Source organism: Niallia sp. FSL K6-0212, assembly GCF_038007605.1.
GTDB classification, from domain to species: Bacteria; Bacillota; Bacilli; order Bacillales; family Cytobacillaceae; genus Niallia; species Niallia circulans.
On sequence record NZ_JBBOXL010000001.1, the window covers coordinates 4,839,632 to 4,863,613 of the forward strand.

The 23,982-nt window shown below is 35.4% G+C and carries 22 protein-coding genes, 1 pseudogene and 1 other annotated feature; of the genes and pseudogenes, 5 read left to right on the forward strand and 18 right to left on the reverse strand.

The features are described from left to right. Positions 1-142 precede the first annotated feature (142 nt). Both MHH96_RS23315 and MHH96_RS23320 read right to left on the reverse strand, forming a co-directional pair. Positions 143-655 (reverse strand): DUF84 family protein, encoded by a 513-nt coding sequence (locus tag MHH96_RS23315; RefSeq protein WP_047944499.1) that lies wholly within the window; start codon positions 653-655, stop codon positions 143-145. Between the two features lie 126 nt (positions 656-781). Next, positions 782-1,855, reverse strand: a complete 1,074-nt coding sequence (locus MHH96_RS23320) for a M42 family metallopeptidase (RefSeq protein ID WP_047944500.1) — start codon at positions 1,853-1,855, stop codon at positions 782-784. A gap of 258 nt (positions 1,856-2,113) precedes the next feature. Between MHH96_RS23320 and MHH96_RS23325 the strand changes: the two genes are divergently transcribed. Beyond that, positions 2,114-2,428 (forward strand): PepSY domain-containing protein, encoded by a 315-nt coding sequence (locus MHH96_RS23325; protein WP_047944501.1) that lies wholly within the window; start codon positions 2,114-2,116, stop codon positions 2,426-2,428. Between the two features lie 134 nt (positions 2,429-2,562). On the opposite strand, the gene trmB is transcribed toward MHH96_RS23325, so the two are convergent. Continuing rightward, positions 2,563-3,201 (reverse strand): tRNA (guanosine(46)-N7)-methyltransferase TrmB, encoded by a 639-nt coding sequence (gene trmB / locus MHH96_RS23330; protein WP_047944502.1) that lies wholly within the window; start codon positions 3,199-3,201, stop codon positions 2,563-2,565. Positions 3,202-3,430: 229 nt separating this feature from the next. Between trmB and MHH96_RS23335 the strand changes: the two genes are divergently transcribed. Further along, positions 3,431-3,709, forward strand: a complete 279-nt coding sequence (locus MHH96_RS23335; RefSeq protein WP_047944503.1) for a YtzH-like family protein — start codon at positions 3,431-3,433, stop codon at positions 3,707-3,709. A 16-nt stretch (positions 3,710-3,725) separates the two neighbouring features. On the opposite strand, the gene MHH96_RS23340 is transcribed toward MHH96_RS23335, so the two are convergent. The 6 genes from MHH96_RS23340 to pepV all read right to left on the reverse strand — a co-directional run bounded on the left by MHH96_RS23340 (position 3,726) and on the right by pepV (position 11,374). Beyond that, positions 3,726-4,499, reverse strand: coding sequence for a phosphotransferase family protein (locus MHH96_RS23340; protein WP_047944504.1), 774 nt, complete (start codon positions 4,497-4,499; stop codon positions 3,726-3,728). A 457-nt stretch (positions 4,500-4,956) separates the two neighbouring features. Continuing rightward, positions 4,957-7,104, reverse strand: a complete 2,148-nt coding sequence (pulA, locus tag MHH96_RS23345; RefSeq protein WP_047944528.1) for a type I pullulanase — start codon at positions 7,102-7,104, stop codon at positions 4,957-4,959. 58 nt (positions 7,105-7,162) lie between these two features. Next, positions 7,163-8,137, reverse strand: coding sequence for a nuclease-related domain-containing protein (locus MHH96_RS23350; RefSeq protein ID WP_047944505.1), 975 nt, complete (start codon positions 8,135-8,137; stop codon positions 7,163-7,165). 26 nt (positions 8,138-8,163) lie between these two features. Then, complete coding sequence (gene thpR, locus MHH96_RS23355) at positions 8,164-8,736, reverse strand: RNA 2',3'-cyclic phosphodiesterase (protein ID WP_047944506.1); 573 nt, start codon at positions 8,734-8,736, stop codon at positions 8,164-8,166. A 334-nt stretch (positions 8,737-9,070) separates the two neighbouring features. Further along, entirely contained in the window at positions 9,071-9,931 is an 861-nt protein-coding gene (dat, locus tag MHH96_RS23360; RefSeq protein WP_328283644.1) for a D-amino-acid transaminase, read from the reverse strand. 24 nt (positions 9,932-9,955) lie between these two features. Then, positions 9,956-11,374: a dipeptidase PepV gene (pepV, locus tag MHH96_RS23365; protein WP_144581414.1), complete on the reverse strand. Its 1,419-nt coding sequence runs from the start codon at positions 11,372-11,374 to the stop codon at positions 9,956-9,958. Between the two features lie 179 nt (positions 11,375-11,553). On the opposite strand from pepV, the gene MHH96_RS23370 reads away from it, so the two are divergent. Continuing rightward, positions 11,554-12,015 carry an NUDIX hydrolase gene (locus MHH96_RS23370; protein WP_047944509.1) on the forward strand — a complete coding sequence of 154 codons (462 nt, stop codon included), beginning with the start codon at positions 11,554-11,556 and terminating at the stop codon, positions 12,013-12,015. A gap of 396 nt (positions 12,016-12,411) precedes the next feature. Further along, the gene (locus MHH96_RS23375) at positions 12,412-12,633 is read left to right on the forward strand and encodes a DeoR family transcriptional regulator (protein WP_016202849.1); all 222 of its coding nucleotides are present in this window, start codon (positions 12,412-12,414) and stop codon (positions 12,631-12,633) included. A 148-nt stretch (positions 12,634-12,781) separates the two neighbouring features. On the opposite strand, the gene MHH96_RS23380 is transcribed toward MHH96_RS23375, so the two are convergent. Further along, a complete protein-coding gene (locus tag MHH96_RS23380; RefSeq protein WP_047944510.1) occupies positions 12,782-13,501 on the reverse strand; it encodes a pseudouridine synthase in 720 nt (239 codons plus the stop codon). 85 nt (positions 13,502-13,586) lie between these two features. Further along, positions 13,587-15,212, reverse strand: coding sequence for a putative polysaccharide biosynthesis protein (locus tag MHH96_RS23385; protein ID WP_047944511.1), 1,626 nt, complete (start codon positions 15,210-15,212; stop codon positions 13,587-13,589). Positions 15,213-15,521: 309 nt separating this feature from the next. On the opposite strand from MHH96_RS23385, the gene MHH96_RS23390 reads away from it, so the two are divergent. Further along, complete coding sequence (locus tag MHH96_RS23390; RefSeq protein ID WP_047944512.1) at positions 15,522-16,790, forward strand: BaiN/RdsA family NAD(P)/FAD-dependent oxidoreductase; 1,269 nt, start codon at positions 15,522-15,524, stop codon at positions 16,788-16,790. 55 nt (positions 16,791-16,845) lie between these two features. Here the strand turns inward: MHH96_RS23390 and MHH96_RS23395 are convergent, their stop codons facing one another. The 7 genes and pseudogenes from MHH96_RS23395 to MHH96_RS23420 form a co-directional block, all read right to left on the reverse strand. Further along, positions 16,846-17,028 carry a sporulation protein Cse60 gene (locus MHH96_RS23395; RefSeq protein WP_047944513.1) on the reverse strand — a complete coding sequence of 61 codons (183 nt, stop codon included), beginning with the start codon at positions 17,026-17,028 and terminating at the stop codon, positions 16,846-16,848. A 258-nt stretch (positions 17,029-17,286) separates the two neighbouring features. Next, complete coding sequence (locus tag MHH96_RS23400) at positions 17,287-17,592, reverse strand: rhodanese-like domain-containing protein (protein WP_047944514.1); 306 nt, start codon at positions 17,590-17,592, stop codon at positions 17,287-17,289. Positions 17,593-17,731: 139 nt separating this feature from the next. Next, positions 17,732-20,152: a leucine--tRNA ligase gene (leuS, locus tag MHH96_RS23405; protein ID WP_061798768.1), complete on the reverse strand. Its 2,421-nt coding sequence runs from the start codon at positions 20,150-20,152 to the stop codon at positions 17,732-17,734. Between the two features lie 53 nt (positions 20,153-20,205). Further along, positions 20,206-20,430: a binding site (T-box leader), on the reverse strand. A 210-nt stretch (positions 20,431-20,640) separates the two neighbouring features. Further along, positions 20,641-20,766, reverse strand: a pseudogene (locus tag MHH96_RS25700) (gfo/Idh/MocA family oxidoreductase); the annotation flags it as partial. A 205-nt stretch (positions 20,767-20,971) separates the two neighbouring features. Then, the gene (locus MHH96_RS23410) at positions 20,972-21,523 is read right to left on the reverse strand and encodes a GNAT family N-acetyltransferase (RefSeq protein WP_047944516.1); all 552 of its coding nucleotides are present in this window, start codon (positions 21,521-21,523) and stop codon (positions 20,972-20,974) included. A gap of 63 nt (positions 21,524-21,586) precedes the next feature. Continuing rightward, a complete protein-coding gene (locus tag MHH96_RS23415; RefSeq protein ID WP_047944517.1) occupies positions 21,587-22,255 on the reverse strand; it encodes an N-acetylmannosamine-6-phosphate 2-epimerase in 669 nt (222 codons plus the stop codon). A gap of 554 nt (positions 22,256-22,809) precedes the next feature. Beyond that, complete coding sequence (locus MHH96_RS23420) at positions 22,810-23,976, reverse strand: amidase (protein ID WP_047944518.1); 1,167 nt, start codon at positions 23,974-23,976, stop codon at positions 22,810-22,812. Positions 23,977-23,982 lie beyond the last annotated feature (6 nt).

The window sequence follows — 23,982 nt, forward strand, 5'->3', positions numbered from 1 at the left end:
CATAATATGTACCCTTTCATAAATAGTATCAGAATTATAGGTTCCTCACTACTAATATGCTTTCCTATTGCTACATTTTTATCACTTAATAGGAAAGCTTTTTCTATTTAAATTCAGCTAATTTCCAAAGTTCCTCTAGCTCTTATTTTCCTTGATATTCCAGTTGACCTAGAAGCAATTCAACAACATGTTCAAACATAGCAGTCCTATTAATTCTGCCGTTTGTGAATATTCCTATAGCACCTTCTGTTGAGCGAACATTTTCCTTTTGGGCATATTCATCCATAACCGGACCTAGTTCTCTTCCTGCAACTAGTTTTGTTTCAATTTCCTTTGGTAGTGGAATTCTTGCTCCACTAGCTATATAGGTGGTTCCATCCCTCCCAACAAGCGCTCCCCAATTAGTTAAAAAGAGAATACCATTTGTTCGGTGGACGCCTCCTTCTAAGCCAATCCCTATCTCGCCGGCTCCTTCCTGCAATGCAGCCTTCGCTCGGTTAATGGCTCCTTTGATCGTTTCCTCATCTGAAAATGGCTGTTCGCTTACCCCAGAGCTCACATTAAATGTAGCAAACTCTATAGTCATATCTTTTTCTAAACAGTTTTTTACTGCTTTTACTTTTGCTTTATTATTGGTGCCAATACAAACTTTCACTTTGCTTCACTCCTAATATAATGACCAAACAGTTTATAAAAAAGGTATCTCACATATACCAATCGTATTGGAGATACCTTTAATTAAATTTTTTAAGATGAATTATCTATAAAATAGTTTTGTTTTTTATTGATTTGCACGTAGTGTTTCAATGGTTGTATGATCCGTCGTTTTTACTAATTTAGTTAACAGTTCTTTTGCAGCCGCATAATCATCGATGTGGATAATAGAAGCACTTGTATGAATATAACGTGAGCATATGCCAATAACAGCACTAGGTACACCATTATTTGAAATATGAACCTGTCCCGCATCCGTTCCGCCTGGTGAAATAAAGTACTGATAGGCAATATTATTAGATTCCGCTGTATCTAAAATAAATTCTCTCATCCCTTTATGCATAACCATCGTTGCATCATAAATGCGTAACAATGCTCCTTTTCCAAGCTGACCAAATTGGTTTTTATCACCTGATGCATCATTTGCAGGACTTGCGTCTAAAGCATAAAATACATCTGGCTTAATCATATTAGCTGCAGTTCTAGCTCCTCTAAGACCTACTTCCTCTTGCACAGTAGCCCCAGAATATAAGATATTTGGAATCTCCTCTTCTTGAAGATTCTTTAACAATTCAATCGCTAAACCACAACCATAACGATTATCCCATGCTTTTGCCATAATTTTCTTTTCATTAGCCATTGGCGTAAATGGACAAATTGGCACAATCATTTGACCAGGCTTAATCCCAATTTTCAATGCATCTTCCTTATCATCCGCTCCGATATCGATCAGCATATTTTTTATATCCATTGGTTTACTTCTTAAGGCTTCGTCCAATAGATGTGGAGGAATCGAACCGATTACCCCAATAACAGGTCCTTTATTAGTTATAATCTGTACTCTTTGTGCTAAAAGGACTTGACTCCACCAGCCACCGATAGGCTGAAAACGAATCATTCCGTTATCCGTGATTGCTGTAACCATAAAACCAACCTCATCCATATGTCCGGCAACCATAACTGTTGGTCCATTTTCCGTTCCTCTTTTTACCCCAAAGATACTGCCAAGGTTATCTTGCACGATTTCATTTGTATAAAGACTTAATTGTTCTTTCATAAATTTTCGAACTTGATGTTCATTTCCAGCTACTCCCGGAAGTTCCGTTAATGTTCGGAACATATCTAATGTTTGTTGTTCCATTCTAGTTAAACCCCTTTAATAACTATGTATTTTAATAATATATTTATTGTACCGAAATATCTAACTGCATACCACTACTTTCCTCTACCCAATTAGAAATTATCCAATTTAAAACTTAGAACCAGTTTTCAGGAAGAAGTCGGCTAATCATTTCTTCTATGATATAAATTAGTTATAATAACAATATCTACTTTTTTGTAGTTTGAAGTACTTAGCCTAATACAAGAAAATACGACACAAAAAATAAGGAGTTCTATTATGAATTGGAAACATATCATAGGCGGTGTTGTGGCAGGACTAGCCGCAAGCTATATCGTAAAAGAAGTCATTGCTAAAAATAGTAGTCTTTCGGGTGACCAGGTCTTATCTTTAGCTAAAACAGCTTTTAAAGAAAAGGGACCGATTAATGGATCTTGGATAAATATGGAGAAAGAAATACTTCATACGCGCGAATCTTCCCTTACTGTTTATAGAGGTGGTATCACGCGCTTGAATGGTGATACCCAAGAAGTATATGAATTCATTTCAGATAGTGAGACAGGCAGAATTCTTGATGTTAATCAATTATCTTAACTTTTATTTTAGCGATAATAAGTGGCTTTTAACAAATATAAAACCCAACCAACGATACGAAATGTTTTTGGAATTCCGCATCATTGGTTGGGTATATCTCGGCTGGAAAGCTTACTCTCCAACCTCTTTTCCCCTTATTTAAATTGCACTTCACAACGATAAATTCTATTGCCTCTATTGGAAAATTTCTCTTCATATTCAGTCATGATATTGCCCTCATAATCGCTGTTATGCAAATCAAGGCTTACATATTTTAAAAGCATTCCATATTCAGAAAAACTCTTAAGAGAGTATTCAAACAGCCCTTGGTTATCTGTTTTAAAATGCACTTCTCCTTTATCAATTAGGACTGATTGATAAGAATCCAAGAACGTTTTATACGTTAGTCTCCGTTTTTCGTGTCTTGTTTTTGGCCAAGGATCTGAAAAATTCAAATAAACTCGGGCAATTTCTCCTTTTTCAAAATAATCCTTAAGCTTTTCTGCATTTATATTCATTAACTTCAAGTTTGGTACTTCTGCTTCAATTAATCGATCTAACGCAGAAACTATGACACTTTCCTGAAGTTCTACGCCGATATAATTAATGGAAGGATTTGCTTTTGCCATTTCTGTGATAAATCTACCTTTTCCAGTTCCAATCTCAATATGGATCGGCCCTTTTTGACTAAATGCCTGATCCCATTTACCTTTCCAATCTTCCGGGGTTTGGATAACATATTGCGGATATGCGCTTAATTTATCTTTCGCCCATGGTTTATGTCTTAATCGCATGTGGACACTCCTTATTAATAACTATCGTTTCAAACAATATCATGCATTATACATCGATGCAATACTCTTTTCTTGGCAATTGATTATTTTTGAAGGATAAATTTACATTAGGAACATTTGAATAAAGAAAAAAAGAATTCACAACCTATAAGTGAATTCCTTAACTGGTATTTGAAAAGAATGATTTTACTCTTTTCATACTAGAACCTATAGAAAGGGTGTTCTAAGTATGCCTATAAACCACGAGCATCAATTAGCATTATTAGCCGATATTCTTAGTAATCAACAAACAGACTGCTGTGGATCTGTAGCGGAATGCGAGCAGATCGAGAGATTGATTACTTCTTTAAGAACCAATGATCAAATTGATCAAAATATCCTTCCGATTTTAGAGGAAGTACATCTTTACAGCAAGCAAGGTGTCAATGCCTCCAATTTAGACAATCATATTCATTCACACCAAGACCAATTATCGCAATGGGTAGATGGAATTAACAATTTATCTTAAAAAGGTAAATGGCCGATTAATCAATGTCATGTAAAAATTGCATCCATTTTTGCATTTCGCTATATCGGCCTTTTTTCTTATACCAACGTATGGAATTAATCGTTTGAGCAATAACATACCATTTCATTCTTAAGGATAAATGATCGGTTAGTTCATACCCGTAAGTATGTAACCAATTTTTCCAATCTTCTTTTGGAATATACCAATAAAGTAACATGCCTAAATCAATTGCTGGATCTGCAATCATTGCACCATCCCAGTCAATTAAATACAACTGGTTGTCTTCAGAAAGCAGCCAGTTGTTATGATTTACATCACAATGACAAACGACATGCTCTGTTGTTTTGATAAATGGAAGATTCTCCTCTAAAAATTGGATATAACGAGTGATATCTTCGTTATCTTTTAATTCATCGTCTATTTCTGCTTTTATGACTGACAAAATCATTTCAGGATGAAAAGATGTTTTACCTAGTCTTTTGAGCATCTCTAATAAAGGCTTAGAGGTATGAATTTTTTTGAGTAACATGGTTACTCTTTCATCCGTCATATCCGAATGACCAAATTCTCTACCAATCAGCCATTGCTGGGCAGTAAAAACATCTCCGTTTTCAAATCTTTTTGTCCAAACAAGTTTTGGGACAATTCCTTCTGCTGACAGCACAGCTAAAAATGGAGACGAATTTCGTTTTAAAAAAAGCTTCTGTCCATTATTTTGTGCAAAAAAGGCTTCGCCTGTTTCTCCACCTGCAGGAGTTATTTCCCAATCTTGCCCTAATAAATGTTCCAAAATTGTTCACCTACTATATATTATGCTCCAAAAAAAAGATGAGAAATTCCTGTTTGAGTCTTTTTTGTCCTAAATTTGTAGGAAGAACAAACAAAAATGGTTATTAGCTATTCATCAATTATAGTAAATTATACTCATCGTACAGCTATCAATCTTTAACTAGCACATATGTGCCTAAAATTTAATGAGATAAAAAAGAAAAAGGACATAGTATCCATACAATTATACTATGTATCCAATATTTCCAATCATTTTATATTAAATTTTACTTAAATACTTATTTTTAATTGAAAGTTTCTCATTTAAATATTATCTCTTATTTCATTTTTTAGTCAAGTGAATCTCCAGTTAAAATAAATATTTCTATTAAAAAAATATCGGATTCTCCTATTAAGAACATCTCTTGTTAAATTCCCACTATTCAAGCAATAGATAATCTCACTTGCCAAATAGCATACTATTTGGCAAGTATCGTTACACTGCTTGGGTTAACTATTAGGCTATCTCCATGTATTGTTGGATAGTCGTCTTCATATACGATTCCGTCTTCCACAAGTATCTTCCATTCATCTTCCGGACAAAAGCCTTCCTCGGCAGAATCATTACCATTTATCAATACGATGATAGTTTTCCATTCTCCAAGTTGCTGCAAATCATCTAAACAATACTGGATAATGTTATTTGCTTGCTGATTTATGGTTACATGTTTTTGGATTTCCTGCACAGATCGTAAGCGAAAAGCACGATTATTTTTTCTTAGGGAAATTAATCCTTTTATATAGTCAACATTCATTAAGAATTGGTCTTTTCTATTCCAATCTAACTGATTAATCTCATCAGGCGATTGATAACTATTTTCCACACCAAATTTTGTGCGGAAAAATTCCTGTCCTGAATGCAAGAAAGGGATTCCCTGACTTAGAAGAACGAGAGAAGTTGCCAGTCGATGTTTTCTCCTTTTCTCTTCATCTGATGCCTCTGGAAAACAAATATCAATTTTATCCCATAATGTATGATTATCATGTGATTCCACATAGTTTACAGATTGCCCTGGTTCAAGAAACATGCCACCCTCTTTATAGATTCCAACGCTTCCAGCTAATAATTCAGCAATTTCTCCTTTATATTGATTATTTCCAAGCGCGTACCCTCGATCATATTGATCAAAGGTGCTCCCCTTTATTTTATCTCTAAATTGATCATTAAACTGGCCAATACCAGGCAGCGACTGTTGATTAGCAATAATGGCTTTCTCATCATGGTTGATAGGAGTTGCAAGATCCCAGCCTTCTCCAATAATTATGATGCTCTTATCAATATTATCACAAATTGACCGGACTTCATTCATAGTTTGGCAATCAAGTATCCCCATCAAATCGAACCGTAATCCATCTATTTGATACTCTTCTATCCAAAAACGAACGGAATCCACAATGAATCTCCTTACCATCGATCGTTCAGAAGCAATGTCATTCCCTACTCCAGTTCCATTTGCTGGCATACCATGCTTATCATAGCGGAAGTAATAACCTGGAACGATTTTTTCAAAAGAGGAATCTTCCTTTTTATAGACATGATTATACACAACATCCAAAATGACACGAATGCCTTGTTCCTGTACAGCATGAATCATTTCTTTCAATTCATTAATTCTTACATAAGGATCCATAGGGTTTGTTGAGTAACTGCCCTCTGGAACATTATAATGGGAAGGGTTATAGCCCCAATTATATTTTTTTAGTACCTCTAACTCATCAATTTCTTCAAAGTCATGTACTGGGAGAAACTCTATATGGGTAACACCTAAGTTTTTAATATAGGTTAGTCCTGACAGATTGTTTCGGGGCGTACGCGTATTTAATTCTGCCACTCCAACATATTTGCCCTTTTGCTGAATTCCACTGTCAGGATGTATCGTTAAATCGCGAATATGCGCTTCGTAGATGATACTATCTACACTCTGTTCTAACGGCGGCAAGACTGGTTTCTGCCTTTTGGTTTTATTTAAGTCAACGATTACTCCTGTTTCCCCATTTACAGAAACAGCGACAGCATATGGATCAATCGCTTCTTTCCATTCCAAGTTAATAAGGACTAGATAGCTGTAATAATAACCTTCCAAATCTGCTAAATAGGTTGTTTTCCAAACGCCTTTTTCTTGTCTTTCCATCTCTACGATTCGTCTTTCCTTACTAGATGAATCTGGGGATTGCAGCACTAATTTCACTTGTTGGGCAGTGGGAGCCCACAGATAGAAAGTGCTCTGATCGGAAGCATAATGAACACCTAGTGGTCCATCATAATAAAATTGCTTATCAAATAAAGGTGTTCTGATAACCGCACCTATCTGTAAATCTGTCACACCTTTATTTCCATCTTCGACTTCATATTTTTGTCCGATTTGTATCTTATCATGCGCACGGCATTTGTACTTGACGAAATGCTGCATTTTTTCTTTGGATTCAATCACAAGATTAGTAGCTTGTTTATCCCCTCTTAATATAAATGATGTTGATTCCCCATGAAAATACGAATAGGGAAGTAGAACAGTTATTAATGACATTTCATCTAAATAGGCAAAGAAACTCCTTCTTATCGATAACAAATCCCTCAACTCCCTTTTCTCATGAACATCCATCTATTCTCAACTTCCCCATTATTGCTTATGATTCCTCTGTATCCCATTCATACCTTCTTTTTGAATTCGTCAAACCATAATGTAAAAGACTTTCTGCTGCTTTTAATTGAATTGCTTTAATTGGCGAATGGTTATTTCTCATTTTATAAAACCAATCTTCATAGTTTCTTTTTTCGATAATTTTCAAATCATATGGTGGTGCTGGAAAATCAACATAGCCATTTCGAGTAAGAATTACTTTTTGTACAGGTAAAGTGATGTCATACTTTTCTAGAATACCCTTTACAATTTTCTCTGTTCTGTTTATAGATATGACAGGACTAAGAATCTTTTTCTCCTTATCCCCCTTTTTTTTAAGCCAAAATTTATCATTCGAACCAACAAATACTGCTGAGTTCTCCGCTTCTAGAACATGTATACACCAAACTTCTGTTGGTGTAACTATAATGGTGTCCAATTCAACCGGAGCATTCTTCAATTGGAACAGCGGTTGATAGAGAACCAAAAATGTATCTGGGAATCTTTGCAAGAAATATTTTAATAAATCATCATAATAAAGTGTTTTTTTTACTTCTGACATTTCTGTGAGCGTAGAACTGGCCCATTTTAGCTGAAATTCAAATAATTGATTTAGAAATTGCTGTTTTAACTCATCGATTGATTGTGGATGTTTATATTTTTTGGCATCGTAATCGAAGTCTAGTTCTTCTTCATCTTCTTCCTTTTTTTGGCTATCATTTGTTTTTGCCACTTCTGTTTCTTCCAACTTATTGCGATTTAAGATAGTTTTCTTTACTCTTTCCAGCAAAGTCGGTTTTTCCATTAACCAGTTGTCTTCTATTGGGTTCTCTATGTAAAAGAGACTTCTGTCTTTTGTATCAAAAGCTCTCTTTAGCCCTGTCCACTGTTGCTTTTTTAAACGAACGAAACGTGATGGATACAAGACGATGTTCTGCTCATATCGCGAAACGTAATCTTGTAATTTGATTAACTGCGCCAAGCTTTTCCCCCCTATATTACATGTTTCTATTGCTTGTGATTATGAAAGCTGTAACTTTTTATTATCTCATATTTAGGTATTTTATCCATATGTGTTTGAAACAGATGAATACTATCAATATTAGAAATTAAATTTTTAGGCAATGCAAACTCGTTTAACTCCTGCTCTGAAAAGATGGAGTCTTCCTTCCATTTTCTTGCTAAAGTCATATGTGGATGAAATGGCCGCGTTTCTAACTGAAAACCAGCCTTGCTGCTTGCAGCAAAGACCTGATTTCTTAACTCAACCAGTTTCTGCTCTTCTTTCATCCCTGCCCAGAATATCCTCGGACTTTGTCGCTGGCCGAAAACACCCAAATGATCTATATGTATTTGAAAATCGGTACTTAAAGGGGATTGATTTAAAAGAGTTTGTAACTTTTCCCTTTGTTCATCGGAGGCACTTCCTAAAAAGGCAAGTGTAATATGATAATCTAAAGGATGTACCCATCTTTTAAAAGGAAATTTTATTTGTAACTCTTTTCGCATCTTTTCTATTTCATTTATAACTTGTACATCTGGCTTAATACCAATAAAATAATGCGGAATAGTCGTTTTCATATCTAATCTTCCTTTTAGCCTTTTTCTCCAGAGTGTTGTTTCCTCATAAAATTCATTAAATTCCGGCCCCTTAATGCATGACCTGGCATCCTTTATAAGAAATATACTTTATGGAGAACAGCCTGTCTTTGTTTTGTCTTTGCTCCTAGTAACTTTATTCTATTATATAACCTATCGGATTAATTTTAACCGTATCTGTACGATGTTTTAGAAATATATATCTTACTATACCTTATTTTCCATTGAATTACTTTCTTAAAAAAAATGAGTTGTCTCAGAGACATGGCTATTAGCCAGACTGAAACAACTCATTTTTATTTTTATTTAGCAAATGCTAATTGCTTATTTGTCCACACTCACTAATGATTGCTTCAACAAATAAATTTTGGAGTTTTTTTGTCATTTCTCCAACTTTTCCTTCCTTAACGGGGACATTATTCACAGAAACGATTGGTGTAACTTCGGAAGTTGTGCTGGATAAAAAAACTTCGTCTGCATCGATTAAATCTTCGATAGAAAATGCCTTTTCTTCAACCTCAATCCCATTTTCGCCACATAATTGAATAATTTTTTGTCTGGTAATTCCATTTAATATAAATTGATTCGCTTCATGTGTTTGAATCTTTTCTCCATTTACAATCCATATATTTGAAGAGCTTCCTTCTGTTACAGATAATTCTCTATACTGGATGCTTTCATAACAATCTGCTTCTGTAGCTTTTTGTTTCGCCATTACATTACCAAGCAAATTTAAACTTTTTATATCACATCTTGACCATCTAATATCTTCTACTGTAATGGTACTCACCCCATTCTCTAGATTATCAAGTGGTCTATTTAACATCTTAGTATAAGCTACAAACGTTGGAGTAACAGCTTCTGTTGGGTAACTATGATTTCGCGGGCTCACGCCTCTTGTGAATTGCATATAAATGATACCGGTGCTTAATAAGTTTTTGGCAATTAACTCTTCTAAAAGAGTGGTTAATTCTGAGATAGAATAAGAAATAGCTATGCCTATTTTCTCACTGCTTGCAGATAATCGTTCAAGATGTTCCTTTGCCATGAACATTTTACCATTGTACACACGGATTACTTCATATATTCCATCGCCAAACTGATAACCTCTATCTTCAATATCTACTTTCGCTTGTTCTCTTGGTATAAATTCCCCATTCATTAACACCATTCTCATTTTCTCTTCTCCTTTAATAAAACTTTATTTAGCTAATTCATATATTGCTTGTGCATAAATAGCAGTTGCCTTCAACAAATCTTCTATATACATATATTCATCTTTTTTGTGTGCAATATCTTCTCTTCCTGGAAAGAGTGGTCCGAATGCAACCCCTTTTTCTAGCGATCTGGCATAAGTGCCTCCACCAATTGATAATAGCTTCGCCTTTTCACCAGTTTGCTCTTCATAGACCTTACTTAGTGTCTGAATTAATTCAGAGTCTTTTTCTACATAATGCGGTTTAGAATCCGAAAAGTTTTCAATACTGAAATTATATTCTGCTAGTAATTTTATTAATTTTTCTTTTGTTTGATCCATATCATTTGTGACAGGATAACGTACTGTCTGTCCTATTTTTCCACCATGATCTGCCTGATAATCCAAAATCCCAGCATTTAGGGTCAGCTCTCCTGTTATCTCATCCTCATAATCGATACCAAGTTTTTTTCCTCTAGAGTCATTCACAAAGAAGTTTTTTACAAATTGAAAATAATGGTCCGCTTTTTCATCCAATTCTAACTCTACGAGAAAATTAGCCAGCTTTAATCCAGCATTTATCCCATTATTAGGCTCTAGACCATGTGCTGAAACTCCTTCTAACTCTAAAACTAAATCGCCATTATCAACTAAATAGCGGCCAGGGATATTTTCAAGTTTCAAATAATTTTGATATCGTTGAATAACCTCCGTTTGCGCTCCTTCTTTGACTTCTAACACAGCTTGCGCAAAGTCTGGGACCATATTATATCTTCTACCTGATGAAAAACGGAGAATTTTAACTTCACCAGAATCGCTAGATGCTTCCGTGTATTTTTGTACGATGTCAAAATCAGAAATTCCTTTTTCCGCATAAATAATCGGAAAATCTGCATCAGGGGCAAATCCGATTGTAGGCATACTTTCTTCTTGGAAATAAGTATCTACACATCTCCAATCACTTTCTTCATCGGTTCCAATAATCATTCGAATCTCTTTCGTTAAGGGAAGGTGCAGCTCCTTCACAATTTTCATTGCATAGTAAGCAGCCATTGTAGGGCCTTTATCATCTAAAGCGCCTCTTGCGAATATTTTACCATCGCGAATCTCTGCCTTGTAAGGGTCACTTGTCCATCCATCTCCCTCAGGAACAACATCTACATGGCAAAGAACCCCAACGCTTTCTGCCCCCTCACCATAAAGTAAATGTCCAGCAACATTTTTTACATTCTTACTAACAAAACCATCTTTTTCACCTAATGATAGCATATAGGTTAATGCCTCTTTCACGCCTTTTCCAAAAGGTGCATCCTCTGTTGCATTTTCTTCATCTAACACACTCTTTATTTGTAACAGCCCTTGCAAATCCTTAATAAAACTATCTTTACGATTATGTACTTCATTTAACCAATCAATTGAACTCATAGCTGCCTCCTTGCAAGCTTATAAATATATTATAGGAAAAACATATCATAAAACGCTTTATATGAAAAATAAAAGCTTTAAATCCCTATTTCACTAAATTATTATTAAGTATAGTATACCTTTTATTAAAAACAAAGCTATACTATATTTAATCTAGCATATGGAAGGAATGTATTTAATTGGGATATGTAGAAGATTTAAGAAAGCTTGTCGGAAAAATGCCTGTTATTCTCGTTGGAGCCGTAGTTATCCTGTTCACTAAAGACCAGAAAGTACTTTTGCAAGAGAGAAAACATCCTAAACATGTGTGGGGTTTACCCGGTGGATTAATGGAATTAGGAGAAAGTACAGAAGAAACAGCAAAACGAGAAGTTTTCGAAGAAACGGGTCTTCAAGTAATGAATCTTCAATTACTATCCGTTTATTCTGGAAAAGATTATTTTGCGGTGGCAGCAAATGGAGATCCATTTTACACTGTAACAACTGCCTACTGCACTTCAGAATATGAAGGAAAGCTCAAAAATGATCAAGAAGAGGCATTCAGTCTCCGATATTTCAATTTTGATGAACTACCAGAAAAAATGGTCGGGAGCCATCGAAGAATGATTGAGGATTTTAAAATGAATATAAAGGAAATTTAAAAAAGCTTATCCGTTTTATTTTTTATTCCATTTGGTTTATCAACCATAAAAATCGGGAAATAAAATTATTTACTTACTTTTTGCATTTTTATTCATATCATAAACATAAATTCCATATGATGAATGTAAAGAACCCTGCAGGGGGTGGTAAATTAAGACATAAATAAGCAAATATTTTGTAAATTAACGCAAATAATGTAGAATATATTAGTAAATAGGGGTACAATATTTATATAGAATTTCATTCTATTAACTATTTCACTATTTATTTAACCAGTTGAAAAGGGGTTGTCTGTGGAAAAGAAAATTACATACGCTTGAAGATTTTACTCTTCAAATAAGCTGTCGGTCGCTGGAATTTGCCAAAGGTTTGAAAAAAGGATAGGGAGTGGTTTATTGAAACCTTCAACTAACCGGATGTTAAACCGTATCAAATCCGTCTACATGTTTATTAGTAAGCGTGGAACTGTTACAACACAAGAGCTAGTGGAGGAATTTGGTATTACTCCGCGAACGATTCAAAGAGATTTGAATGTGTTAGCTTATAATGACTTGGTACAAAGTCCAAGTCGTGGAAAATGGACAACAACTAGAAAAAAAGTAAAAATGACATCCTAAAACGAATGGAACGAACTTAAGATTAAAATTTGTATAATAAAAAGCAAAAACCTTACTAGATTTTCAGGAAAGGATTGATATTTTCCTAAAATCCAAGTAAGGTTTTTACTTTCATTCCGCTAATAGGAGCTATTAAAACCCCATGTAATTATTTTACTTCATAGTTTCTTAACAGCTCTATTTCTTCTTCTGTCAACTCCCGATATTCTCCAAGCTCTAGTGTTTCATCCAGTTCTAGTGGTCCCATGGAAATCCGTTTTAAATAAACAACTTTTTTCCCAACACTTTCAAACATTCTTTTCACTTGATGAAATTTCCCTTCCGAAATCGTTAGTTCAATATCAGAAGTTTCGCCAGCTTTTAATATTACTAGGTGACCAGGCTTCGTAAGGTATCCATCATCTAAAACAACACCCTTTTTAAACGCCTCGACATCCTCTTCGCCTACTTCCCCTCTGATAACAGCAAAGTACGTTTTCGGAACATGTTTTTTGGGAGATAATAAACGATGCGCTAATTTCCCATCATTTGTGAGCAGAAGTAATCCCTCTGTATCCTTATCCAACCTACCTACAGGAAAAGGATTATAAACGGAATCCTCTATTTGCAGAATGTCTACCACTGTTTCTTCTCTTGTATCTTCAGTTGCAGAAATAATGCCAGGCGGCTTATTCATCATTAAGTAAATAAACTCTTTATATTCGACTATTTCATTATTTAACGATACTTCGTCCTTTTCAGGATCTACTTGATGCTTTGCATCTTTAATAATTACATCATTTACTTTTACTGCCTTATTTTTCAGGAGCATTTTCACTTCTTTTCTGCTTCCATACCCTAAATTAGCGAGCATTTTATCTATTCGCATATAAACTCAACCTCTATCTATTATTTCTGTTTTTAAAGGCTCTTTTCTATTATTTATAAGCTTGCTTCCTATTGTTTCTACTAAATTAAAAAGGAAGTCTTAGTTTTTGTTTTATTTTAAAAGCTTGCTCTCCAAAAATGCGATAAACCAATTTGGAGCGGTAAGCTAAATAAACGTACATGAGGACTCCAAAAACAGCTACAATTACAACCATTAATAAAGAAGCTACAACAGACTCTGTTGATAAAAATAAACGGAGTAATGAATAGACAATATCTGTTATGATATACATCATTATCGAAAATCCAATGATGAGAATGCTTCTTCGAATAACTATTTTATAGGAATAATTTGCATATGCTTTTATTACTCCCAAATTAATTAAGATAGATACTGTATACCCTAATGAAGTTGCAAGGATAGCGCCATTTGTTTCCCATCTTTCTATGAACGGGATATTTAAGCTTAATTTAATTAAAATCCCTACTAATAAACTTAATATAGTAAATCGTTGCTCATTTAACCCTTGTAAGATGGACGCGGTAACTGGATAAAGGGAAAAAAGAATGGCAACAGGAGCATACAATCTTAGCACTTCTGCACCCATTAGAAGATCTTCTGTCCCATAAAACAACCGATACACCGGCTCTGCTAGAACAGAAAGGCCAATACATGCTGGCAAAGTAATAAATAATAAGACTTGGAAAGTTTGATTTAAGTTTGTGGCAAGACCGGTATGATCCTCTTTTATAAAGGCTCTTGTAATCATTGGAATTAATGCCATTGAAAAACCAGTTGCAAGCGATACAGGAATAATAATGATTTTATGGGTTTGGTAATTAAAAATATTTAAGGCTGTTTCAGAAATTGAACTTAGCCCAATACTACTCATCGCACGGTTAAAAGTGACGGTATCGATTGCCTGAAATAAAGGATTCGCAACTCCCACGAAAACAAACGGAGCAGCAGACAAAAGAATTTCTTTATACATAGAGCGCAGACGAATATCTGTCTGCATGCCTTTATCATATAATAAAAGATTATCATACTCGTCTTTACTTTTTCTCCAATACAATAACAGCACAGCAAGTCCCCCTATTGCTCCAACAAACGCAGCAAAAACGGAAATACTTACTGCTGTAATCAACTTTCCTTTTAATAAAAACAGAACAATAGCAGACCCGCCAAGTAAGAAAACAATCCGAACAATCTGCTCGATTACTGTCGAGACAGCTGAAGGTGCCATTGCATCATGTCCCTGAAAAAAGCCTCTGATTAAACTCATAAATGGAACGACAATCAACGCAAAGCTAACTGCGCGGATAACTGTTGTAACCTGCCCTACGGTTGAGGTCAAGTCATCGTCTGATATAATAAGCCCGGCTAGAAAGGGAGCTGCTGCATATAAAGCTAAAAAAGACAGAACCCCACTTGCCAGCATGATCATTAATCCTGACTTAAATAATCTTCTTCCAACTTTATATTCTCCCATTGCATTATATTTCGAAATAAATTTACTTACAGCCAATGGAATACCAGCTGTTGCAATACTTATTACAATAGTATAAGCTACATAAGAATATTGATATAGCACTGTCCCTTGTTTTCCGACAATCATATTGAATGGTATAACATAAAATAAACCTAACGCTTTGGATATGATAGTCCCAAGTGTTAAAATAAATGTGCCTTTAAGCAATTTTGATGACATAAAATCCCTTCCTTAAACGAAGCTCTCTTAAAACGTTACACAAATAAGTATTTTACCATGAAAATAGGCAATAAAATATATTCGACTAAAAGTAAATATGAACATTTTCTAACACACTATTAGTAGTGTACCCTTTCTTAAAAAGAAACGCTACTTTTAATAAAAAGCATGATGCTGATATGGCTCACAATAAAAGGAAATAACCTCTTTTTTAAATAAATGAGTCACTGACATATTCCTTTAAAAGATAGATACAAACTAAAATAATAGCAAAAAAAACGATACTTCTTCAAGAAAGTAGGATGTAATATGCAATATGATGTAATCGTGATTGGCGGAGGACCATCAGGATTAATGGCTGCAATTGGAGCGGCGGAACAAAAGGCGAAAGTATTACTAATCGATAAGGGAAATAAGCTTGGCAGAAAATTAGCAATTTCAGGAGGAGGCCGTTGTAACGTGACCAACCGGCTTCCAATAGAGGAAATTATAAAACATATTCCCGGAAATGGTCGTTTTCTCTACAGTGGATTTTCTGAATTTAACAATGAAGATATTATCGCTTTTTTCGAAAACCTGGGAATTGCTTTAAAGGAAGAAGATCATGGAAGAATGTTTCCTGTCTCTAACAAAGCACAATCAGTCGTAGATGCCTTATTAAGCGAACTAGATAGATTAGGGGTAACCATTCAGACAAATTCCCCAGTTAAGACAGTTAACTATCATGAAAATAAAACAAAAACGGTGATTCTACAAAATGGTGAAACTAAAACCTGTAAGTCACTAATCATTGCAGTTGGTGGTAAATCTGTTCCACATACTGGTTCTACAGGGGATGGTTATGCATGGGCTAAAAAAGCAGGGCATACAATAACGGATTTATTTCCAACAGAAGTACCTATCACTTCGAAAGAAGCATTTATTCAAAATAAAACCTTACAAGGGGTTTCGCTAAGAGATGTAGCATTAAGTGTGCTTAACCCAAAAGGCAAGCCTATTATTACCCATCAAATGGATATGATTTTCACCCACTTTGGCATTAGCGGCCCAGCTGTATTACGCTGCAGCCAATTTGTCGTGAAGGCAAAGAAAAAATGGAATTTAGAGGAAGTGAAAGTTTCCATTGATTCATTTCCAGATAAAAAAGAAGAAAAGCTTTTACAAGATACAATGAAATTACTAAAAACTGAACCAAAGAAAGCAATTAAAAATACGTTAAAAGGTCTATTGATAGAGCGCTATTTATTATATTTGCTGGAGCTAGCAAATATCGATCCAGCTGCTCCATGTGCGACTATTTCTCAAGATAAAATAAGAGTATTTGTTGGTCTATGTAAAGCTTTCACCTTTGATGTAAACGGAACGTTACCGATAGAAAAAGCTTTTGTCACTGGCGGTGGTGTATCTATTAAGGAAATTGCACCTAAGACAATGGAATCGAAAATGACGGAAGGATTATTCTTCTGTGGTGAAATATTAGATATTCACGGATATACTGGAGGTTATAATATTACATCAGCTTTTGTAACGGGAAGGCTGGCAGGTGTCAATGCTGCTTCAGTTGCTAAAAGCGAGTAAAAAATAAGCAGAGGTGCTTTCCATAAAGTCACTCTGCTTTTTATTTTTCTCTTTTTTAAGTTCTGTAAATAATCATGGAGGAGAAACAATAGATTTGATCCTCCTCATCCTCTTGCATGGCCGCGACATTGTATTTGATATCGATTAATTTCTTCTCATCTATTTTCTGTAAAAATTTATTCATCTGTAATTCTAGATCCTTCTCGTGCTCTTGATCAAATAATTTTACTTTAATCATCTTTTCTTCCTCTCCCTATTATTTTGTAGATTATAATTAAAGGATAGACAAAATTCTTACTATTCAATCAATTTCACGAAAACTTTTAACTTTCTTTTAATTTCTTAAAAAACTATTCTTATACTTTCATAGTGTAGACACTTTTAGCTTTCATTTAAGTTTTATGTATAAACGAAGTCCATATAAAAAAGCTCAAAGAATGAAGGTAAATAATACCTTATCTTTGAGCTCTTTCGCTTATATTAAGCTTATCAGCCTTTAAATTGTTTTGCCATGCCAATTTAGCATGCCGCCTTCCATATTTACCACTTTGTAGCCTTGGTCTTGCAAATAGTAACATACATTTTCGCTTCGTCTGCCTGAGCGGCAAATCATGATATATTCTTTATCTTTTGAAAAGTAATCTAAATTTTCAGGGATGCTATTCATCGGAATGTGTTTTGCTCCAGGAATAATTCCTTCTGCTACTTCTTCGTCTTCCCGAACATCAACTAATTCTAGCTTTTCTTCATTAGTCAGCTTTTCCTCTAATTCCTCAGTAGTAATTGTTTTTATCGTATCCATTTTATTTCCTCCATTATCACCTTTTATACTGTGTATATAGTTTCTCTCATTGTAATATAGATTATATGACTATGTTATGCAATTAGTCTGCCTAATTGACAGAAAGAGGAGGCTGTCAAAAAAGACAGCCTCTTCCCTTTTAATTTGCAACGATATTAACTAATTTACCAGGAACAGCAATAACTTTACGTACTTGCTTGCCATCAATTTGCTCTTTAACTTGGCTATCCTCCATAGCAATCTGCTCTAGAGCATCTTTATTAGCATCCGCCGGAACCATTAGTTTCGCTTTCACTTTACCGTTAATTTGAATGACAATTTCGACTTCATCATCAACCAATTTTGCCTCATCATATGCTGGCCATGCTTCATAGGCAATGGATTGGTTAGAACCAGTAATGATCTGCCATAGCTCTTCTGTAATATGTGGGCAAATTGGAGAAAGCAATTTCACGAATCCTTCCACATATTTCTTCGGAATACGATCTGCTTTATAACATTCATTGATAAACACCATCATTTGCGAAATGGCCGTATTGAAGCGAAGTGCTTCAAAATCCTCTGTTACCTTTTTCACTGTTTGATGATAAATTTTATCTAGCGCCTTCATTTCCTCTATATCTTGAACTTTAGAAGTAAGCTCTCCATTATCATCCACTAACAATCGCCAAATTCGATCTAGGAATCTTCTTGAACCATCAAGTCCATTTGTTGACCATGCAATTGCAGCATCTAATGGTCCCATAAACATTTCATACAGACGAAGTGTATCTGCACCATGACTAGCTACAATTTCATCTGGATTTACGACATTTCCTTTTGATTTACTCATTTTTTCATTATTTTCACCGAGGATCATTCCTTGGTTGTATAATTTTTGGAATGGTTCTTTCGTAGGAACAACACCTAAATCATAAAGTACTTTATGCCAGAAGCGTGCATATAGAAGATGCAAGACAGCGTGTTCTACTCCACCGATATACATATCGACTGGAAGCCATTCTTTAATTTTTTCAGGATCAGCAATCTGCTCGTTATTTTTTGGATCTATATAACGCAAGTAATACCAGCTGCTTCCAGCCCATTGCGGCATGGTATTTGTTTCACGTCTGCCTTTTTTTCCAGTAACAGGATCTACAACGTTTACCCATTCTGAAATATTTGCTAACGGAGATTCACCTGTTCCAGATGGCTTAATTTCAGATGTTTCTGGAAGTGTCAAAGGTAATTCCTCTTCTGGAACACCTGTCATTGTGCCATCTTCCCAATGGATAATAGGAATTGGCTCGCCCCAATAGCGCTGGCGGCTAAATAGCCAATCACGAAGTCTGTAAGTGATTTTCTTCGTTCCTATTTCTTTCCCTTCTAACCAAGTAATCATTTTGACAATAGCTTCTTCTTTATTTAAACCATTTAGAAAATCAGAATTTACATGTTCCCCATCACCAGTATAGGCCTCTGTTTCTACATTTCCTCCAGCTACCACTTCTTTAATTGGTAAACCAAATGTTTTAGCAAATTCATAGTCTCTTTCATCATGTGCAGGTACAGCCATAATACTTCCTGTACCGTAGCTGACAAGGACATAATCAGCGATCCAGATTGGCATTTTTTCGCCATTTGCTGGATTGATTGCGTAAGCACCAGTAAATACACCCGTCTTCTCTTTCGCTAAGTCCGTTCTTTCTAAATCACTCTTACTTTTAACCTTTTCTAAGTAAGCTTCTACAGCTGCCTTTTGCTCTGAAGTTGTAATTTTCTCTACTAAAGCATGTTCAGGAGCAAGCACAGCATAAGTTGCACCAAATAATGTATCCGGTCTTGTTGTAAAGACAGTGAATGTCTCATCATGATTGTCAATTTGGAAGGTAACTTCTGCTCCTTCTGAACGGCCAATCCAATTTCTTTGCATTTCTTTAATACTTTCTGGCCAATCTACTTCATCTAAATCTTCTAACAAACGATCAGCATATGCTGTTATTTTTAATACCCATTGACGCATCGGACGTCTTTCAACTGGATGTCCACCACGTTCACTCTTACCATCAATAACTTCTTCATTAGCTAAAACCGTTCCTAATGCTGGACACCAATTTACTGCTACTTCATCAACATAAGCTAAGCCCATTTCATACAATTTGAGAAAAATCCATTGTGTCCACTTATAATATTCTGGATCTGTTGTGTTAATTTCGCGATCCCAATCATAGGAAAAGCCTAATGATTTAATTTGACGTCGGAATGTGTCGATGTTTTTTTGTGTAAATTCAGCTGGATGGTTACCCGTATCCAGCGCATATTGTTCTGCAGGTAAACCAAATGCATCCCACCCCATTGGATGAAGAACATTAAAATCCTGCATCCTTTTCATACGAGAGAGAATATCTGTTGCTGTATAGCCTTCTGGATGCCCAACATGCAGCCCTGCTCCAGATGGGTATGGAAACATGTCTAAAGCATAAAACTTTTTCTTGCTTTTTTCTTCACTTGTTTTAAAAGTCTTGTTTTCTTCCCAAAACTTTTGCCATTTCTGTTCTATTTTCTGATGATTAAAACTCATCTTAAATCCTCCCATAAAGTTGTTTTGACCAAAATAAAAAGCCGCTCATCCCAAATAGGGACGAGAGGCATTATGTATAATCTCCCGCGGTACCACCCACAATTAGTGAATAAATCACTCGCTTCATTATCCTTTAACGCAGGTGTACGGCAAGCATTACTAAAAGTTCACACTTGCAACTCAAAGGTGAGTTCAAGATGTTTTTGACTGACTTGCACCATCCGTCAGTTCTCTTCTTTCAAAAGGGCATCTTTACTATTCCTTATCCGTGTTGATTACTTATATATGTTTTTTATTGTATTGTATTTTAATGTATGTTGCAAGTAGTTTTCAGATTAAGTAAATATTAATAAGAGAAATTAAATTATTCGTTTTGTAACTTAATAATAGTCAAACATTCATTAGAATTTTGCCATTTTCATTTTAAACCCATCTTCTTGACATCACATCAATGACTAAAACTACATGAACAATTTTTTATAGACTTACTTATAGATCCTCTTTATATACTTTATTTCTTTAGCCTCAGCTCTTCTTTTGTCATTGTATTCACACAAAGCAACTAATTCTGCTTGAGGAAGCAACGCATAAACTTCAGCATGATAGGTACCCATCTAACTCTCAGCTTGTTTTCATTATTTCCAATGCCTACACAATTTAATCACATATATTATTCTTATTGCAGCTAACTCCGTACCTGTTTCAATAGTTTAGTTTACAATTAAAGACTACTTGAGCACTTTCAGTGGAAAGCAACCGTTAAATTCTCCAAAAAAGGATTATTCAGATTCAAGTAGTTACTTAAATTTTAAAATTGGCTCACTTTAATATTTTTCGGTCTAAAGTATCCTCTAATAAGGACCAAGCTTCATGACAGCTTGGAGCTTTGATAAACGGTTTAAACCCATAGTTTAAGTACATATTAACTGCTTGGTAACTTGTTGTTTGCGATGTAAGGTAGGCTTTTGAGTGATATTTAGCCAAGATATTCATCGCCTCGCTTAGTAAAGGTTTGGAGAGTTTCTGTCCTTGATATGCAGGGACAATTCCTACCCAATGAATTCTTCCTGTTATTTCTCCATCTCCTTTTAAGTCACCATACCATGCCGTTGTTGTTCCAATCACTTCTCCCTTTTTATTCTCGATGAACAAGCATCTATTTGTCATTTCATCAATATATGGTCCAAATTCTTTATAAAAATGCGCTAGAGCAGCTTCTTTGCTTTCAAATTCATCTACACTCGCCTCCACAAACGCCCAATGATGTTCGTCACCTTTTTCAAATAACCTAATTCGAAATTCAGCTGGAAGCGGGTATTGCGGAATATGCGACAAATCTTTTATCACCATACTAAGTGGAATTCTTTTCATTTGAATCAGCTCCTTTTATAATTGATTGTCTATCTTAAATCTCGACAAGACACCTTATGTATTTTAGCTGTTCATACCCTTTACAAATCGTTTAGTTATTTCCTGAGGACGTGTAATCGCTCCACCTACTACAACAAAAAAAGCACCAAGCTCTAATGCCTTTCTGGCATCTTCTGGCGTTTCAATTCTCCCCTCAGCTATGATAGGAACGTTTACTGCTTTAACAAGATTCTCTAATAATTCAAAGGCTGGACCATTTTTCAAATGTTGCGTTTTCACTGTATATCCAGCTAGGGTAGTACCAACGAAATCGCAACCCATAGTCTCTGCACGTATACCTTCCTCTAGCGTGGAAACATCCGCCATCACTTTTTTGTTAAGGTTATCCTTTATAAAATCAATTAATTCCTGTAAATCTTCTGCCCTTGAACGGTCGGTTGCATCTATCGCAATAATGTCGGCGCCCGCATCAGCCACAAGCTGTGCATCTGCCTTAGTTGTGGTAATAAATGCATCATAGCCTGGATAATGTTTTTTTAGAATCCCTATAATAGGTAAATCTACTTTCTCTTTAATTCTTTTGATATCCGAGTAACCGTTTGCTCTGATTCCTACAGCTCCCCCTATTTTTGCAGCAAGCGCCATTGCTGCCATAAATTCTGAACCATGTAATGGCTCAGAATCCAATGCCTGGCAAGAAACGATTAATCCTCCCTTTAGTTTCTCAATCATCAAATTACTCCTCTCGTGAATATACTTTTATGCTTTGTCAACCACTGCTTTTGCAGTCGCTTCTCTATATTTCAATGCTTTTTCTTTTAACCGGTTCTCACCCCCAAGCATAACATATCAATGACAATAATTGGGTAAACTTTGTCGACAAGGAACCGCCTCGAAGTACACTTTCTCTCGTTCCTATTAATAAAACATCATCTGCTTTCTTTGTAATGGGAGAACGTGTAAAGTGCGTAATAGATATAATTTTTGTGTTTTCTTCTGTTAATTCGGCTGCAAGCAGCGCATGGACTGCTTATTCAAGGTATAAACGAAATTGTTCGGTAATCTCTTGTTTTTTTTACTAGACCATCGACAAAAGCTGTTGTTAACTGGTTCATAGGAAAGACCCTCTTACTTTGAATTTGTGTGTGGAACAACTTAATTCTACAAGAAAAAAGGTCTTCCTTTTTGTATTTATTCATTTACATACGGTACTTAGTACGCTCTTGTAAAAACTAGGTTCACTACTTCTTTTATAATATGCCTATATTTCCTTTAAGGTTATATCATTACCATTTCTTTACCCACTCAGCTACTAATTGAAGTAAATTTCTATCTTGGTTTCTACCAGCTATAAAAGAAAGACCTACTGGTACTCCATTGCTTGTAGTTAATGGTATGTTCACTTGGGGGAAACCTGTTAATCCTGCTATACAGCACAACTGAAAGGTTTGCTTTCTTCTTTCTTCTAATTCATAAACAGGTAGATTTAAAAGAGGTGCGATTCCTGGAGCTGTAGGAATGATCAAAACTGCATCATCTTTAAGCAGTTCTTCCATTCTTTGCTGAATTTTACGTCTCAACTGATGATATGGTGCTAAATCTTCGTCTTTTATAGTACTAGCCCACTTAAATCTTTCTGCTATTCCCGGACCAAACGTAGGCTTTGCTTTTTGAATCCATTCTCCATGCTCTTGCCAAATTTCTCTGCCCTGCAACATTCTAAAGACTTCAGACCACTCTTGTAGACCTTCTTCTGCTATAACCGTTGTTACGTAGTTAGGTACCGACTGTTCTAATTTCTCCAATAAAGGAGCAAAAGCTTTATGTACTTCTTGGTCGGCCAATGCCCATGCATCACTTCCCATGATAAATCTCGTAAAAGAGCCGTCTCTTTGGACAGGTAAAAGTACTTTTCCAACTTCATTTAGAATTTCTGCGTCATTTGCCATCCATCCAACGGTATCAAAGCTTTTGGCAAGAGGGATGACTCCTTCTATATTCACTACTCCATGGGAGGGGCGGATTCCATATATCCCACAATAAGAAGATGGAATTCTTATCGATCCTCCTGTATCTGTCCCTAAGGAAAAATCCGTCTGCTTAGCAGCAACCGTAACAGCTGAACCACTGGAGGAACCACCTGGAATTCTATTAGGAGACTTAGGATTGACTGGAGTTCCGTAATGAAAATTCTCTCCATTTAAACTATACATCAATTCATCTGTGATCGTTGTACCCTGCAGCCGGGCACCATTATTCAGCAAGCTAGTTATCACAGGTGCTGTTTCTTTAGCAGGGGGATGACTAGAAAGCCAATCTGGATTTCCTGCAGAGGAAAGATAGTCCTTAATTGTAAAAACATCCTTTACAGCGAAAGTCAACCCATCCAAATTTCCTCGTTTTATTGGTTTCAATGAAATATTTTTATCGATATATGCACCAAAATCGCTCATTGATCA

Bases quoted from the DNA above. Each gene is read 5' to 3' on its own strand.
- MHH96_RS23320 (WP_047944500.1), bottom strand. From the start codon at position 1,855: ATGGAACAACAAACATTAGATATGTTCCGAACATTAACGGAACTTCCG.
- MHH96_RS23325 (WP_047944501.1), top strand. From the start codon at position 2,114: ATGAATTGGAAACATATCATAGGCGGTGTTGTGGCAGGACTAGCCGCA.
- trmB (WP_047944502.1), bottom strand. From the start codon at position 3,201: ATGCGATTAAGACATAAACCATGGGCGAAAGATAAATTAAGCGCATAT.
- MHH96_RS23335 (WP_047944503.1), top strand. From the start codon at position 3,431: ATGCCTATAAACCACGAGCATCAATTAGCATTATTAGCCGATATTCTT.
- thpR (WP_047944506.1), bottom strand. From the start codon at position 8,736: ATGAAAACGACTATTCCGCATTATTTTATTGGTATTAAGCCAGATGTA.
- dat (WP_328283644.1), bottom strand. From the start codon at position 9,931: ATGAGAATGGTGTTAATGAATGGGGAATTTATACCAAGAGAACAAGCG.
- pepV (WP_144581414.1), bottom strand. From the start codon at position 11,374: ATGAGTTCAATTGATTGGTTAAATGAAGTACATAATCGTAAAGATAGT.
- MHH96_RS23380 (WP_047944510.1), bottom strand. From the start codon at position 13,501: ATGCGAATAGATAAAATGCTCGCTAATTTAGGGTATGGAAGCAGAAAA.
- MHH96_RS23385 (WP_047944511.1), bottom strand. From the start codon at position 15,212: ATGTCATCAAAATTGCTTAAAGGCACATTTATTTTAACACTTGGGACT.
- MHH96_RS23390 (WP_047944512.1), top strand. From the start codon at position 15,522: ATGCAATATGATGTAATCGTGATTGGCGGAGGACCATCAGGATTAATG.
- MHH96_RS23395 (WP_047944513.1), bottom strand. From the start codon at position 17,028: ATGATTAAAGTAAAATTATTTGATCAAGAGCACGAGAAGGATCTAGAA.
- MHH96_RS23400 (WP_047944514.1), bottom strand. From the start codon at position 17,592: ATGGATACGATAAAAACAATTACTACTGAGGAATTAGAGGAAAAGCTG.
- leuS (WP_061798768.1), bottom strand. From the start codon at position 20,152: ATGAGTTTTAATCATCAGAAAATAGAACAGAAATGGCAAAAGTTTTGG.
- MHH96_RS23410 (WP_047944516.1), bottom strand. From the start codon at position 21,523: ATGAAAAGAATTCCACTTAGTATGGTGATAAAAGATTTGTCGCATATT.
- MHH96_RS23415 (WP_047944517.1), bottom strand. From the start codon at position 22,255: ATGATTGAGAAACTAAAGGGAGGATTAATCGTTTCTTGCCAGGCATTG.
- MHH96_RS23420 (WP_047944518.1), bottom strand. From the start codon at position 23,976: ATGAGCGATTTTGGTGCATATATCGATAAAAATATTTCATTGAAACCA.